The organism is Vicinamibacteria bacterium (assembly GCA_035620555.1).
In the GTDB taxonomy this organism is placed as follows: Bacteria; Acidobacteriota; Vicinamibacteria; order Marinacidobacterales; family SMYC01; genus DASPGQ01.
Map to the genome: position 1 here is coordinate 16,562 of DASPGQ010000173.1, position 14,012 is coordinate 30,573.

The following is a 14,012-nucleotide window of genomic DNA, read 5'->3' on the forward strand; positions in this document are numbered from 1 at the left end:
CTCTCGGCGCGTACCAGGTTTCTCCGCTTTTCCCCACGTTTCACCGCTCGACTCCCAACGATTTTCCCAACAGCGCAATCAGCAAGGTAGAATGCCTCCGGAGGGGAGGAGCTAGGAACTCGGCAATGCCACGCCGTACGCAAAAGCCGACGTCAGACGAACTCGTACGAGAGCTTCCCGCGTACACAATCGCAGACGCGGCTCACTACCTTGGAGTCCCGCCTACCACGTTGCGCTCTTGGGTCCATGGTAGAAGCTACGACACCAGCGACGGTATTCGTAGGTTCAAGCCGATCATTAAGGCGGCTGGGTCGGGTGTCGCGTCCCTTTCCTTCATAAACCTCGTAGAGGCCTACGTTCTCGACGCGATTCGCCGCCGCCACAAAGTGCGTCTCGACAAAGTGCGAGTTGCCGTTGCTTACCTCGAACGCGAGTTCGGGACGCAACACCCACTTGCGGCCGCGAAGATGATGACCGACGGATGCGAGTTGTTCATTCATTACCTTGATCGCCTTATCGTGGTTTCGCAGGATGGTCAACTCGCGATGAAGGAAATGCTAGATGCGTACTTGAAGCGCATTGAATGGAGCCCGGACGGGTTTGCGCGTAGATTCTATCCCTTCGTTCGCGGCGAGGCGCTCGACCAGCCAATGCTAGTAGTCGTCGACCCTACCGTATCTTTCGGTCGGCCCACACTTCGAGGAACGGGAATACCAACCTCCATCATCGCCGAAAGACACAAGGCCGGCGAGTCTATCGCCGAGCTCGCTGCGAATTATGCCCGCGAAACCGCGGAAATCGAGGAAGCGATCCGCTGCGAAATCAGGTCGAAAGCCGCCTGAAGATCCGCCATTCTTCATCGACCGTTGCTTGGGCAGGATAGAACCGGCAAGGACGCTCAAGGCTGCCGGTGTGAAACTAGAACTTCACGACGACCACCTCCCGACAGATGCACCGGATGACGCATGGCTCCGTCTAGTAGCTCAGCGCGGGTGGATTGCTCTCTCGAAAGACAAGAATCTACTGCGCAACCAGGCGGCGCAGGTTTTGATACGAACGATCGGTGCCCGGGTCTTTTTTCTAACTCGTCAGGAGCTCAAGGGTACGGAGATGGGGGAAATCTTTACCAAGGCGCTTCGTCGCATCAAAAACGTTGCGCGAACGAATCGTGGCGGTGTTGTAGCCCAAGTATTTCGAGATGGTCACGCAAAAACGCTTTGGGGCTCCGCCGGCAAAAAGCGGTGAAAAAGCGGGAGGCTTGGGGGAAAGAACGCGCTAATTTCCCCTGTGAGCGCATTCGCAACGGGGGGCCGCACTCCTACCCCTCCCTGAAACCCGACAAGCTGAAACGTGGGGAGCCTGCTGTCACGGCGAAAAGCGCGAGGGGTCGGGAAACGTCGTCACTGCGCGCCTTGGGAACGCGTCCACCTCGACTCGTGGTGTCGTGAGCGTTTGCACGGCATGGGTCACGACAACCGATCGCAGGTACTCGGCGAGCGACATGTCGCGGTGGCGAGACGCACGAAAGACGACGGCGCGCTCCCGCAACGAAACCCGAAATTTCAGCGTGCGCGCCTCGAGACTTCGGTGCTGGCGAGCGGCCGCATAGGTAGCATTGGGAGTAACCCGGCACGGGTCGCAGTATCGCCGCTGATTGCCGCAACCGGGAGGGAGCGGCGCCGAGCAACCCCGGCAGCGGCGCTCACGACTCACGGTAATGAATCCTCCCCGCCGCCGCGCCACCACGGCAAGCGCTCTTTCGGCGTCGAGAGCCAACTCGGCTCCCGCCGGGGTCTCGAGCGCGCTGGCGGCAACGAAGCTCGTCCTCGGTGAGCTCGGACCAGGAAACGGATCCGTGCGTGGTCGGAACTGTCCACCGGCGCGGAGCGGGCCGAGCTCGCCGGCGAAAGAGCCAGGAGACGAGCTCGCGAAGTCGCCGGATCACGGCAACGGCTCGCGCTCTATCCACGCGCCGTCCTCGCGAAGCTCGATCCACATGCCGGCTTCGACGTGACGCCGGAGAGCCACTCATACGGCTTGCCGCATGGATGGACGCTGGGAGGGCAAACAACCTGTTGCTGTCCGAGTCTCCGTTTTCGGTCTCGGAGCCTCGCTGGATTTCTCCGATGATGGAGTCCTTGAAGCGGATTTTGCCGGGAGTCCCAGCTCCCAGAGAACGTAGTAATGGGGCTTGCCGCTTCCCGTCCGTACCCAGGCCTTGCCGGGCTCATCGAGTACCGAAACAAGGTCGGCCCATCGGTCGATCCGGTCGGGGTCGAGAATCGCGAGGCCCGATCGACGAGGGGATGGGCCGGCCGTGATGCCCGCGTTTCCACCGCTCTCGATGTGCGAATCGATCTCGGTCGTGTCCGACGTGATGTTCCAGTGCGCTCCGTTCGGTCTCTTGCTGCGGGCCTGTAGTAGTACGGCACGCCACCCGCGATGTGAGACATTTTCCCCGAGCGTAGGACTCACTCGCCCTCCTCGGTCTCCGTGAGTAGTCGGTCGATAGCGAGCGAGCGCCCCATATCGAAGGGCTCGTCGTCTTCAGGCGCTAGGTGATGGAGCTCGAGTTCGCGGATGAGCTGCTCGATCTGCTCGATGCTGTAACGGCGGAGCGAGTCGGGAGTTCGAGACTTCACGACGTCGCTCTCCGCGCCGCGGCTGCGGTCCTGAAGGATCGGCCGGCGCGAGATCCGGCCGATGAGTTTCGAGGAGCGTAACCGATTCCTCGAGGAGGCGAGGAACACGAGACATGGGGTTCTGTTCGGGCTCCTCCTCAAGACCGGTCTCCGTCCCTCCGAAGCCTACGCGCTTCGGATTGACGACCTCGACCTCCGGACGAGGACACTACGGGTCGAGCGGTCGCTTGGACTCGCTACGCGGGAGATCAAGTCCACGAAGACGGCCGAGACGGAGAACGGTCGACCTTTCACCTGAGCTCGCTTCCCGTCCGGCCTCACCTGAGGAAGCTACGCGAGAGAGCCCTCAAGAAGGGATGGGGCGAGCCCGAATGGCTCTTCCCCTCGAGAGAGAGCAGGTTCTTGGACCACAACCACGTGGCCAAGCGGTTCAAGGTCACGCTGAAACGGGCCGGACTACCGTCGTTTCGTGTCTACGATTGCCGCCATACCTACGCCAGCTTGTTGCTCGCCCAGGGCGCTCCTCTCTTGCCGCCCAGCTCGGCCACGCCCGGCCGACCACGACACTTGCCTACTACGCAAAGTGGATACCCTCCGATGGGAGGAACTTCGCCGCTCTTCTGGACGCCTCCGGTGGTGAAAACCCGGGAGCCGAGTCCCAACGATTTTCACAACACCGGAAAAAGCGTCCTCGTAAAATGGCGCGCCCGGTAGGACTCGAACCTACGGCCTACAGATTCGAAGTCTGGCGCTCTATCCAACTGAGCTACGGGCGCGCACTAGCCAGACTATAACATCTCGTCGAAAGGCGGAAAGGCACCGAAGAAAAGGCTGGGGTGGGTGATGGGGCTCGAACCCACAACACCTGGAGCCACAGTCCAGTGCTCTACCATTGAGCTACACCCACCATCCTCTGGTACGCCAGGGAGGATTCGAACCCCCGACCTACGGCTTAGAAGGCCGCCGCTCTATCCAACTGAGCTACTGGCGCACTACTCTGGTCGGGGCGAGAGGATTCGAACCTCCGACTTCCTGCTCCCAAAGCAGGCGCGCTAGCCAGACTGCGCCACGCCCCGCGAAACCCATTATTATACGGACGCTGCGACCTCTTCGTCAACGCGGCCGGTCTCTCAAGAATGTAGAAAGCCGCGCCATCGCCTTTCCCCGGTGGCTCACGGCGTTCTTCTCCTCCGCCGTCATTTGGGCAAAACACTTGCCCAGAGGCGGAAAGAAGAAGATCGGATCATAGCCAAAGCCGCCCGTTCCGCGCGGAGCCGTCGCGATCCGCCCCTCGCAGCTTTCGGCGCACTCGAACACGATTTGCCCGTCATCCGCTAGGGCGATGGCGCAGATATATCGTGCCGTACGTTCTTCTCCGGGAACGGCTCGAAGACTTTCGAGCAGACGCCGGTTCTTCACATCGTAGGTTGTGCTCTCGCCGAGCCAGCGCGCCGAGTGAACTCCCGGCTCACCGCCGAGCGCATCGACGACGAGCCCGGAGTCCTCCCCGAGCGCGGCGATGCCGGTGGCGCGATGGTAATAGAGGGCCTTTTCCGCTGCGTTCGAGAGGAACGTGTGACCCGTCTCTGCGGGAGGGGCGATCTCGGGCCATTCATCGAGGGTGACGAGATCGATCTCGAGGCCTTCGAGAACCGCCCGTAGCTCACGGAGCTTGCCGGCGCTCGTCGTCGCGAGAAGAAGCTTCAGGACTTTATCAGCTCGAGCTTTCCCAGAACCTCTCGCTGTCTGGCGACGATCTCGTCCACGCCCTCGGCTGCGAGCTTCACCATCTGCAGCAGCACGTCTCGGGAGAAAGGACTGGATTCCGCCGTGCCTTGCACTTCGATGAGGTTACCCTGGCCGGTCATGACGATGTTCATGTCGACCTCGGCACGCGCGTCTTCCCGGTAATTGAGATCGAGCAGAATGTTCCTCTCCACGACCCCCACGCTCGTGGCGGCGACGTAATCGCGAATCGGCAAAGCCGCCATCGCCCCGTCGCGCACCGCGGCTTTGAGAACCAGGGCCAGGGCAACGAAAGCACCGGAGATCGATGCCGTTCTCGTTCCCCCGTCCGCCTGGAGCACGTCGCAGTCGATCCACACCGTGCGCTCGCCCAAACGAGACAGATCGACGATCGCTCGAAGGGACCGCCCGATCAGCCGTTGAATTTCTTGCGTCCGTCCCGACACCTTCCCCCGCGCCGCCTCGCGCGGAATTCGCTCGTGGGACGATCGCGGAAGCATGCCGTACTCGGCGGTGATCCAGCCGGAGCCCTTTCCTTTCAGAAACGGGGGCACGCGCTCCTCGAGCGTGGCGGCGCAAATGACTTTGGTCTCGCCGATCTCGATGAGGGCCGAGCCTTCGGCGTTACGGAGAAAGGAAGGCGTGATGAGGCATGGGCGCGGCTCGTCGGCCCGCCGGCCGTCAACCCGCTTCATTCTGAGTCTCTTGTCGCTCCGACTCGGGTTGAAGGTACCTGGGTGCGCGACCGTAGGGAACGGTCAGGTCGAGATGGCCGGCCAGCGTCTGCACCTCCCGTCCTTCGACGAGGATCTTGACCATCTTGACGGCCGGGAAATTGGCGACGAGCGTGTTCGTCAGGCTGAAGACGGTGAGCTCCTCCGCCGAGGATCCTCCGGGATGATTCGCCACCACCTCGCGAGAGAGATCGAGGTAGGCGACTCCCTGGGAGGTAATGAAGAGCTCTCGGAGCACGACGCCTCGAGGAATCGTCTGGGAGCGCTCGAGAAGAAGCGCGACGACCCGTTTTGCCTGGAGCTGTAGCGAAGTCTCCAGCGGAATGACTTCGTTCACGGTCGCCAGCTCCTGTCCCGAGCTCGCCAGCACATAGAGCTTGACCTGGATGCGACCTTCGCTCGGAGAGGCATCGTCGTCTCCCGGATGGGGCAGACTTGCGGCCGCGGCCTGGTCCAAGGAATCGGTCCCGACCGTGTCCGGCACCGGCTGGCTGAGAATCCAGAACGTGGCGAACACCGCCGAGGCAATCAGGCTCACCGCGAGCAAGGCCGCGAGCAGAATCGTTCGCCCTTTCATTACGGCTGATCTCGCGAAGATACGCTCTGGTTCGCCCTCGGCTCCTGCTCGTAGGCGTCCTTGTAGCGAAGAACGCCACGGTAGAGAGCTTCGGCGAGATGTTCCTGGTACTCTCCAGTGCCGAGAAGGTCCTCCTCCTCGGGGTTGGAGATGAACCCGAGCTCGACCAGCACCGCGGGCATCGTGGCGCCTTTCAGGACGCGAAAGGTGTTCTGTTTGATCCCGCGGTTGACTTTCCCCCCACCGGTCGTCGCTTGAAGCTCTTCCTGGAGAATCTCCGCGAGCTGTGACGAGCGGCTGAGGTGCGAGGCCTGAGCCATGTCCCAGAGAATGAAGTCCAGCTCGGAACCGTTGGAAAAGGTGCCGCCCCGGACGGGGGCCACGCTTCCGCTCGGCCCGGATCCCGAGGAAGAATACGAAAGGAAGTAAACCGAAGAGCCCCGTGCGTCACGTCGTGGCGAGGCGTCGGCGTGAATGCTGATGAACAGATCCGCCTTGTTGTTATTCGCAATGGCCGCCCGTTCGTCGAGGCCGATGTTGCTGTCCCCGTCCCGTGTCAAGATCACGTGAAGACCCAGTCTTTGCTGGAGCAGCGCTCTCAGCTGCCTTGCTATCGAGAGCACCACGTTCTTCTCGATGAGGCCACCGCCGCCTTCGGCACCGATCTCCGCACCGCCGTGCCCGGGGTCGATGGCCACGATTCTCACTCGCGCAGGCCCTCCCGGCCCTAGGGGGGGAACGTCCGTCCCGCCGGTCGCGTAGTCCGGAGAAAGCTCGATCGTTTCCAGCTCGGACGGCCCGCCCTCGCCAGTGTCTTTGCCGACCCGCTCGGAAGTCGGCCGGAGATCCTCCTGAATGATGTCGACGTCGGTCGAATGCACGGCGCCGGGCACATGGGCCTTCAACAGATCGAGCACCACGCCGTGCTCGGGATAGGTTCGCTCGAACGCTTTCAAAGTCCCGAACCATCTGCCCAGCCGGACGCTGACCTCGTAATGGCGCTCCTTCCGCTCGAGCTCGATCCGTTCGACGATGCCGTCGAGGATCTCTTCTCCGTCGAAATCCGTATCGAGATAGGGAGCTTGTATCGTCAGCAGGATTTCCCTGTCGGTCTGAGAGAGCTCGATCGGGACCCCGGGGCTGGTCACGACCTCGACGCGGGTGTAGGAGGGGTCGCGCTGGGAACGTACCTCGAGCCGCGGAAAACTCTCACCGAGAATGAGCAGACGTTCCCGGTCCCGATAGGTGACCGAAAGGGGGGAAAGCGAGGGCAGAACTCGTGACAGGAAATCCAGTGGAACGAACCACTCCCCCGCCACCAAACGGGGAACGCCCTGCAGCAGCACGGTCTTCCCACCCACGGGAACGAAGCTGCTCTCGTCGGAAATCCGCGCTACCGTACCTCGAGCCGAGAGCAGTACCGCTTTTTCCGAAGCGGGTCGAATCTCGGCGTCGATGAGCTCGGCAACCGCGCTCAGCGAGACCATCGGTTTTCCCGCGAACTCGCTGACCGGGAGAACGGAGCGCCCTTCCTCGGCAACAATCGTAATGTCCGCCGCCGGCGCCTGCGCGGCCAGGCTTCTGACATTAAGAACGAGGGCAATGCCCAACCAAACGGAGCGTCGCCAGCTTCTCGCCATGGGCTTTTGTTACTACTATTTAAAAGCTTAGCACAATGGGCGTTTTCCGTTCACTCGGAAACGAGCTCGGGTTTCTTGGTCGGATCGTGCTCGAGCACGTACTCACCGAGATGCGTGATCTGGTCCTCACCCATGAGATATCGAAGCGTATTCTTGAGCTTCGTGAGCTGGATGAACAGGTCGTGCTCCGGATAGACGCCTTGGGGCGACATCGGACTCTTGAAGTAGAACGACAGCCATTCCTGAATGCCCTTGAAGCCGGCCCGGGCAGCAAGGTCCGAGAACAGAGCGAGGTCCAGCACCAGGGGTGCCGCCAGGATCGAGTCGCGGCAGAGAAAGTCGACCTTGATCTGCATCGGGTAGCCGAGCCATCCGAAGATGTCGATATTGTCCCACCCTTCCTTGTTGTCGCCTCGCGGAGGGTAATAGTTGATGCGGACCTTGTGATAGAACTTGTCGTAGAGGTCGGGGTAGAGCTCCGGCTGGAGGATGTACTCGAGAACCGAGAGTTTCGACTCCTCCTTGGTCTTGAACGAGCCAGGATCGTCCAAGACTTCGCCATCCCGATTTCCGAGGATGTTCGACGAGAACCAACCCGAAAGACCCAACATTCGCGCTTTCAGGCCGGGCGCCAGAATCGTCTTGAGCAGAGTCTGGCCGGTCTTGAAGTCCTTTCCTCCAATGGGCACCCCGAGCTCGTACGAAAGCTGGGTGAGCGCCGGAACATCCACTGTCAAGTTGGGCGCGCCATTGAAGTAAGGAACCCCGCACTTGAGGGCGGCGTAGGCGTAGATCATCGACGGGGCAATCTCGGGCGAGCTCTCCTTCAGTCCTCTTTCGAACGCGGCGACGTCCTCGTGAACCTCGTTCCTCGCCAGATAGGTTTCCGTCGAAGCACACCAAATCATCGTCGCCCGTGAACAACCCGTCGTCCTCTTGACCTCGTCGATGTCCTCCATGAGCTGCTCGGCGAGATCCATCTTGCTCTTGCCCGCCTTGACGTGGGTTCCGTGGAGCTTCTTGACGAAGCTCTGATCGAAAACCGCCTTCATCGGCCGCACCGCTTCCAAATCGGCGCGCAGCTCGTTCAACAGAGCGCGCTCGAGCACCCCGGCGGTGACGGCAGACAGATAGCCGTCCTCTTCGAAAATATCCCACGCCGCGAACGACAGGTCCTCTAGGGACGCAAGCGGCACGAAATCCGTGATGCGCGGCGCTCGCTTCTCCGTTCGTTTGCCCAGGCGGATCGTGCCCATCTGAGTCAGCGAGCCGATGGGCTTGGCCAGCCCTCGTCTCACGGCCTGGATGCCGGCTATGAAAGTCGTGCTCACCGCCCCGAGGCCGGGCAGGAGGACGACGAGCCCACCCTCGGGAGGGGCTATCTCGAATCGCGGTTGCTCTTTCATCATATGGAGACTCCTTGAACGATGGCCGTGGGCTTGCCTCGCTCCATCTCCCGCGCCGTGCCGCCGTCGCGCGGCCGGTCACCGGGGGCGTGAGATTGTGACGCAACTCCCGGGGACGCGCAAGCAATGTTGATATACTCGGGTGCGTGAAGATATCCACCGACCGCTGCGTCGCTTGCGGGAACTGCATCCCGGTCTGCCCCGTCGGCGCAATCGACATCGACCCCTCGATCCGCCGAGCGGTAGTCGATCAGGAACGCTGCGTGGAATGCTTCACCTGCTACCGCGGACTGTCCACCGAACACCTCAACCCGACGCTCGTTCGCACGATACGTACCGTGCTGGGCTGGGTGAGGGTCCGTTTCGACCCCGAGCCCGACGTGTGTCCCACTGCCGCCATCGAGCCACAGGAGCTCTCGTGGCCACGCATCGTGAGACGCGCCTTCAGCGATCCGCTCGTCCCTCATGAGAGTACGGGGATCCACGGGCGTGGCACCGAAGAAGTCAAGACGAACGACGTGACGCATCGAGTCGCCGAGGGGGAAGCCGGTTTTACTATCGAGTTCGGCCGTCCGACGGTGTCCGCGAGCTTCCGTGACATCTCCGCACTCACCGAGGCGCTCGCCGGGGCGGGCGTCGAGTTCGAGGCCAACAATCCGGTCACCCACCTGATGACGGACAAGAAGACGGGACGCATTCGCGAGGACGTCCTCGACGAGCGCGTGCTCTCTGCCATTGTAGAGATCAAGACGACCATGGACCGCGTTCCCGAGATCCTCGAGACCGCGACCGAAGCCGCCAAGAAGATCGACACCATCGTCTCGATCGGGGTCTCCACACGCTGCGACGACGAAGGCCGCAGTGCTCTCGAGGACGTGCTCCACGACGAGGGTTTTGCTTTTTGGCGGGGAAAGACGAACCTCGGCCTCGGCCGCCGTCCACAGGTCACTCGGGCAACGTGACGAACACGCTACACCGATACGGCGCGCCCCAAACCCTTGCGGACGACTACATCGTGTTCGCCATGGCCGCCCGCGGCGTGAACGACGAGGGCTCGGTGGAGAAATTCCGCACGTTCCTCGAGATCGCTCGCCGTCACCGGCCGGTGAACCTGGGCGATGCTACCCAGGGTGGAGTATACCGTGCTTCGAAGAAGCTGAATCCGCTTGCCCATTGGTTCCGTAGAGACGAGCGCGACCCGGATTCGCTGGTGCGTAACGTGAACCAGCCTACGGTCGTCTCAGCCGTCTTCGACAACCCGGAGTCGCTCGAAGGCTTTCTCGGGGATATCCGCGAGGCCGACCTCGGACTATCCATCAACATCAGCGCTCTCACCGACCGCGCCGACGAGATCGCGCGAAGAGCGGGGATCACTCGTCACAGCGTCGAGTATTCGCTCGGGTTCTTCGGAGCGCTCGACAAGCTCCCCGACCGCGCCACTCTCACGCTGGCGACGATGTGCGGACACGGGATGATTTCCTTCAATTTCGCGAAGAAGATGATCGACTGGGTCAAGGAGGGACGCCGCACTCCGGAGTCCGCATCGACCTACATGGCGCGGTTTTGCACTTGCGGCATCTTCAACACGACGCGCTCCTGTCGCGTCCTTCGCGATTGTGCCAATCGTTAGTGAAAGTTGAATGGGCGCGGCCTCGTCTCGAGCCCTCCGACTCGCCCGGTTTCGAGACGATCGCGTCTCCCTGCGTCGAGTCGGATCGACCCTGGATCCTTTTCGTCGGGAATGAGGCCGAAGCGCTCGACGCCGCGGCGCGCCAGGAAATTGGCGTTCGCGAGTACGGGCCGGTGCTCGCACCTCCCGAAGCACCGCCTCTTCCTGTCGCCGTGCATCGGCTTCCGCCGCCGGGCCTGTCGAGCGAGCGAACACTTTTCGCCCCACGTCTCGAGGGAGCCTTTGGGGAAGGCCCGTTTTGTGCCGGCTCTCCGCCGTACTTGCTCGCGAAGCTCACTCAGGTCGCTGCCGAGGGAAGACCGCTGCGCTTCGTCGCGACAGCCGTCGAGGCCGAGGCGAAGGACCTCGTCGCGCAAAGAGGTCTCGCCAGCCGATTCGAGGTCCGCCGCGTGCCCGGCGCTTCGGATTCTCCACCCCGAACGTTCTGCCGTGAAACATGCGAAGCTGCGCTCGCCGACGAGCCCGGGAGCGGGCTCTCGCTTCTGTTCCGAGCCAGTACCCTCCCTCCCGAAAAAGCTCTCCCGACTCTGAAAGAAGCGATCGGTATCGAGCCGGGGCTGGCCGCGGCTCATTACGAGCTCGGAAAGCGGCTCGTCCAGGCCGACGACCTCGAGGGCGCCGTAGCCGCGTTCCGTCGAACCACCGAGCTTCTACCAAGTTTTTCCTCCGCCTGGGGAAACCTCGGTGCGGCGCTCGGTGAGCTGAAGCGGCTCGACGACGCGGCGAAGGCCTTGAGGCGTGGCATCGCTCTCGACCCGCTCAACCATGCTTTCCACTCCAACCTTGGGGCGACGTACCGCGATCAGGGGAGGATGGACCACGCCGAAGCCCGCTTTCGCGAAGCGCTCCGACTCGCGCCGGACTTCGTGTTCGGCCATTACAACCTCGCGGGAGTGCTCTTTCTCGAGGGACGCTACCAAGAGGCGATCGAGACGTTCGAGACGGCCCGCGCACTCGACCCATCGCGTTCACCCCGCCAGTCGCTCCTTCTGGCCGCCGCGCGGCTTGCGTCCGGGGATCGGACGGGCGCGCTCCGCGAATTCGGCGAGACTTTGGGGCGGGCGACTGGAGCCTCGGGGGCCGACCTGCGCGCCGTGGCCGAGTGGGACCTCGAGCAGCTCGCCCGGCGGGTGGGGACGTCTGCGTCGATCGAAGAGGCGCTCGGCCTCGTTCGCTCGATGGCTTGACACGCCGCCTCGGGTGAGTCGGATAATTGGGACGATGAATCGCCGCGATTTCTTCAAGCTTTCGGTCGCCGGGGGGGCGGGCACTCTCTTTTCGAGCGGCAACGCCCCCGGGGCACCGTTCGTCGAGTGCGGCGCGGGCGTTGTCCAGGGAGCGATGCGGCTGCCGGAAAACCCGGGCTTCAAAACCAAGCACCTGGTCGTCATCATCCTGGGAAACGGTGCCCGAAAGATCGACGTCATCGACAACCCGGAGCATTCCCCGTTTCAGTCGCGGATGGCCCGGGATGGTACGCTCTTCCGCGAGGATTATGGCGAGAGCGCCAATCTTCACGGCTATATGTATACCGAGATGCTGACCGGCCGGGACGACCCCGCGCAGCGGCCGCGCTTTCCCACCTGGAACGAGTACGTTCGCAAGAAGACCGGCGGCAAGGCATCCGAGTTCTGGATCCTCCAAGGGGCATCCTACTACCGCGCCTGGACTTGGGACGTGAAGAACTTCAGCAAGCACCCGGACTACGGCGTTCGCTACGGGGCTACCAACCTCACGATGAACAGGTTCTTCGATCCCGCGAAGAAGCTCTCGACGCCACCGAGCGTCGACCTTCATTTCGAGAAGGGCCTCGGTCACTCGAAGAAGGAGCTCGGGCAGATCACGGAATGGTTGGCGGAGGTGAAGGCGTCGAAGCGCTACGAGCCTCCCTCGACCCGGCGGCCGCTCATCGATCGCCTGCACCCGATCGGAGACTGCCAGGCCATCCAGCTGGCGGGGGAGATTCTGAGAGCCTTCAAGCCGAGAATCATTACGGTTCAGGTGCTGGCGCTCGACGACGCCCACAGCGAGCTCGGCGACCGGGCTCACGACACCCACTTTGAGGAGTACATCAATCACATCGAGACCACCGACGAGCTCATCGGCAATCTGTGGCGCGAGATCCAGGACGATCCTTACTTGCGGGGGACCACGTCGCTCGTCATCCGTCCAGAGTGCGGCCGAAACGACGACGTCGATGAATTCGGCCAGCTCGGCCATAGCCCTGGTAGCTACGCCGCTCACACGGTGTGGACCTGTGCGCTCGGTCCGGACTTTCGGAGGAACCACGTCGTCACCGAGCGCGTGCAGAGGAGGGACGTGGCTCCGACGATCACCTATCTCATGAGCGGCGCGAGCGCCGAGTACGCCACCGGACACGTCCGCACCCAGCTCTTTCGCGACAAATTCCGCATGCCCGCTTATGTCCTGCCCCCGACTGCGGAGCTGCGGCAACTTGGGGTAAACTAGCAGGGTTTAGGGCCGCCGACCGAGAGGGGAGACGCGATTATGTTGGATGACACGACCCGTCGAGATTTTCTGAAGGCCGCGGCGTTCGCCCTCGCCGGTATAGCGGGAGCTTCCGGTCTAGCGGGAATCTCCTATGCCCAGGAGAACCAGGAAAAGAAGAAGAAGGACGAGGACGAGAAGGAAGAGCCCAACTACGAAGATCTTCTCAACAGCAAACCTCCGGAAGACGAGGAAACGCGCGCCTGCCCGCAATGCGGTGCTTTGATGTACCGCCAGGGCCGCACGTGGACGTGCGAGAACTGCGGCTACAGCTACGTAGAGTGAACCCATTTCCACGGGGTTATATCTCGAGGACACCCTCTTCGCCAGCCACGCCCTCCCCCTCGCGGGGGACCCTCCCGCGGGCCGCTCACGTGCGGGAGCGGACCCACGCGAAGTCGATTCGAGGAAGGAGGGGTCATGAGAGAGATGGCGATTCGTCTCTCGCCCGGGCGGCGGTCGACGTTATCTGATTAGCTCGCGCTGAAGCTCCGGACCCCGAAAGCTACAGCGAGTTCCTCTCTCGGTGTGCAGCCGAGTCGTTCGGTTGAGCGATGCTGGTTCTGGGAGCGGGGCAGCCGCCTCTCGCTGAAACGACAATCGCGCTTTCGTGACGGGCCTCAAAGAGGTTATCCATTCTGCGCAGGCGGGAGGACGCGCAGCAAGGGTTGCGGTGGGCCGATGTGGTAGCCCTGCGCGTAGTCGACGTCGAGTTTGTCGAGCAGGCGCGCCGTTTCCGCGTCGATCACGAACTCCGCGATGGTCTTCTTCCCCATGCCCCGGGCGATGCCGACGATGGCCCGGACGACGAGCTGGTCCATGGGGCTTTCCGCCATGTCGCGGATGAAGTCGCCGTCGATCTTGAAATAGTCGAAGGGTAGGTTCTTCAGATAGTAGAAGGAGCCGAAGCCGGCGCCGAAATCGTCTAGGGCGAACTGGCAGCCGCGGGCGCGCATGCGGTGGGCGAAGACCTTGGCCTCTTCGATATTCGCGATCGTCGCCGTCTCGGTCAGCTCGAACACCAGGCGCGCCGGATCGATCCCCGCCTCGCTAAGGGCGCCCTCGGTCA

At 62.5% G+C, this 14,012-nt stretch carries 17 protein-coding genes and 4 tRNA genes; 8 read left to right on the forward strand and 13 right to left on the reverse strand.

Annotated elements, in window-relative coordinates:
- The first annotated feature begins 125 nt into the window (after nt 1-125).
- Both VEK15_06660 and VEK15_06665 read left to right on the forward strand, forming a co-directional pair.
- The gene (locus tag VEK15_06660; protein ID HXV60359.1) at nt 126-842 is read left to right on the forward strand and encodes a DUF433 domain-containing protein; all 717 of its coding nucleotides are present in this window, start codon (nt 126-128) and stop codon (nt 840-842) included.
- Nucleotides 778-1,245 carry a hypothetical protein gene (locus VEK15_06665; GenBank protein HXV60360.1) on the forward strand — a complete coding sequence of 156 codons (468 nt, stop codon included), beginning with the start codon at nt 778-780 and terminating at the stop codon, nt 1,243-1,245. The genes VEK15_06660 and VEK15_06665 overlap by 65 nt, the downstream gene beginning before the upstream one ends.
- A gap of 120 nt (nt 1,246-1,365) precedes the next feature.
- Here VEK15_06665 and VEK15_06670 read toward each other — a convergent pair whose 3' ends face one another.
- The 3 genes from VEK15_06670 to VEK15_06680 form a co-directional block, all read right to left on the reverse strand.
- Complete coding sequence (locus VEK15_06670; GenBank protein HXV60361.1) at nt 1,366-1,776, reverse strand: hypothetical protein; 411 nt, start codon at nt 1,774-1,776, stop codon at nt 1,366-1,368.
- A gap of 252 nt (nt 1,777-2,028) precedes the next feature.
- Nucleotides 2,029-2,475, reverse strand: coding sequence for a bifunctional DNA primase/polymerase (locus tag VEK15_06675; GenBank protein ID HXV60362.1), 447 nt, complete (start codon nt 2,473-2,475; stop codon nt 2,029-2,031).
- Nucleotides 2,472-2,642, reverse strand: a complete 171-nt coding sequence (locus VEK15_06680) for a hypothetical protein (GenBank protein HXV60363.1) — start codon at nt 2,640-2,642, stop codon at nt 2,472-2,474. The genes VEK15_06675 and VEK15_06680 overlap by 4 nt, the downstream gene beginning before the upstream one ends.
- A 61-nt stretch (nt 2,643-2,703) precedes the next feature.
- Here VEK15_06680 and VEK15_06685 point away from each other — a divergent pair, with 61 nt between their 5' ends.
- Nucleotides 2,704-2,940, forward strand: a complete 237-nt coding sequence (locus VEK15_06685) for a tyrosine-type recombinase/integrase (GenBank protein HXV60364.1) — start codon at nt 2,704-2,706, stop codon at nt 2,938-2,940.
- Nucleotides 2,941-3,341: 401 nt separating this feature from the next.
- Here VEK15_06685 and VEK15_06690 read toward each other — a convergent pair.
- The 9 genes from VEK15_06690 to VEK15_06730 all read right to left on the reverse strand — a co-directional run bounded on the left by VEK15_06690 (nt 3,342) and on the right by VEK15_06730 (nt 8,748).
- A tRNA-Arg gene (locus VEK15_06690) sits at nt 3,342-3,418 on the reverse strand.
- A gap of 56 nt (nt 3,419-3,474) precedes the next feature.
- Nucleotides 3,475-3,549 (reverse strand) — tRNA-His (locus VEK15_06695).
- Between the two features lie 7 nt (nt 3,550-3,556).
- Nucleotides 3,557-3,633 (reverse strand) — tRNA-Arg (locus tag VEK15_06700).
- A gap of 7 nt (nt 3,634-3,640) precedes the next feature.
- Nucleotides 3,641-3,718, reverse strand: a tRNA-Pro gene (locus tag VEK15_06705).
- Nucleotides 3,719-3,755: 37 nt separating this feature from the next.
- Nucleotides 3,756-4,349 (reverse strand): RdgB/HAM1 family non-canonical purine NTP pyrophosphatase, encoded by a 594-nt coding sequence (gene rdgB, locus VEK15_06710; protein ID HXV60365.1) that lies wholly within the window; start codon nt 4,347-4,349, stop codon nt 3,756-3,758.
- A complete protein-coding gene (rph, locus tag VEK15_06715; protein HXV60366.1) occupies nt 4,346-5,083 on the reverse strand; it encodes a ribonuclease PH in 738 nt (245 codons plus the stop codon). Before rph ends, rdgB begins: the two co-directional genes overlap by 4 nt.
- The gene (locus VEK15_06720; GenBank protein HXV60367.1) at nt 5,070-5,699 is read right to left on the reverse strand and encodes a GerMN domain-containing protein; all 630 of its coding nucleotides are present in this window, start codon (nt 5,697-5,699) and stop codon (nt 5,070-5,072) included. The genes rph and VEK15_06720 overlap by 14 nt, the downstream gene beginning before the upstream one ends.
- Nucleotides 5,699-7,339 (reverse strand): N-acetylmuramoyl-L-alanine amidase, encoded by a 1,641-nt coding sequence (locus VEK15_06725; GenBank protein HXV60368.1) that lies wholly within the window; start codon nt 7,337-7,339, stop codon nt 5,699-5,701. The genes VEK15_06720 and VEK15_06725 overlap by 1 nt, the downstream gene beginning before the upstream one ends.
- A gap of 50 nt (nt 7,340-7,389) precedes the next feature.
- The gene (locus VEK15_06730) at nt 7,390-8,748 is read right to left on the reverse strand and encodes an inositol-3-phosphate synthase (GenBank protein ID HXV60369.1); all 1,359 of its coding nucleotides are present in this window, start codon (nt 8,746-8,748) and stop codon (nt 7,390-7,392) included.
- Between the two features lie 143 nt (nt 8,749-8,891).
- Here VEK15_06730 and VEK15_06735 point away from each other — a divergent pair, with 143 nt between their 5' ends.
- From VEK15_06735 to VEK15_06755, 5 genes are read left to right on the forward strand one after another with little or no spacing between them, the layout of a single operon-like run.
- On the forward strand, nt 8,892-9,707 hold the full coding sequence (locus VEK15_06735) for a 4Fe-4S dicluster domain-containing protein (protein HXV60370.1): 816 nt from the start codon (nt 8,892-8,894) through the stop codon (nt 9,705-9,707).
- Nucleotides 9,704-10,375, forward strand: coding sequence for a hypothetical protein (locus tag VEK15_06740; GenBank protein HXV60371.1), 672 nt, complete (start codon nt 9,704-9,706; stop codon nt 10,373-10,375). Before VEK15_06735 ends, VEK15_06740 begins: the two co-directional genes overlap by 4 nt.
- The gene (locus VEK15_06745; GenBank protein ID HXV60372.1) at nt 10,375-11,622 is read left to right on the forward strand and encodes a tetratricopeptide repeat protein; all 1,248 of its coding nucleotides are present in this window, start codon (nt 10,375-10,377) and stop codon (nt 11,620-11,622) included. Before VEK15_06740 ends, VEK15_06745 begins: the two co-directional genes overlap by 1 nt.
- A 34-nt stretch (nt 11,623-11,656) precedes the next feature.
- Entirely contained in the window at nt 11,657-12,904 is a 1,248-nt protein-coding gene (locus tag VEK15_06750; GenBank protein HXV60373.1) for a hypothetical protein, read from the forward strand.
- A 39-nt stretch (nt 12,905-12,943) separates the two neighbouring features.
- Nucleotides 12,944-13,228 carry a twin-arginine translocation signal domain-containing protein gene (locus tag VEK15_06755; GenBank protein HXV60374.1) on the forward strand — a complete coding sequence of 95 codons (285 nt, stop codon included), beginning with the start codon at nt 12,944-12,946 and terminating at the stop codon, nt 13,226-13,228.
- Nucleotides 13,229-13,572: 344 nt separating this feature from the next.
- Here the strand turns inward: VEK15_06755 and VEK15_06760 are convergent.
- A partial coding sequence (locus VEK15_06760) for an EAL domain-containing protein (GenBank protein ID HXV60375.1) occupies nt 13,573-14,012 on the reverse strand: 440 nt, incomplete at its 5' end.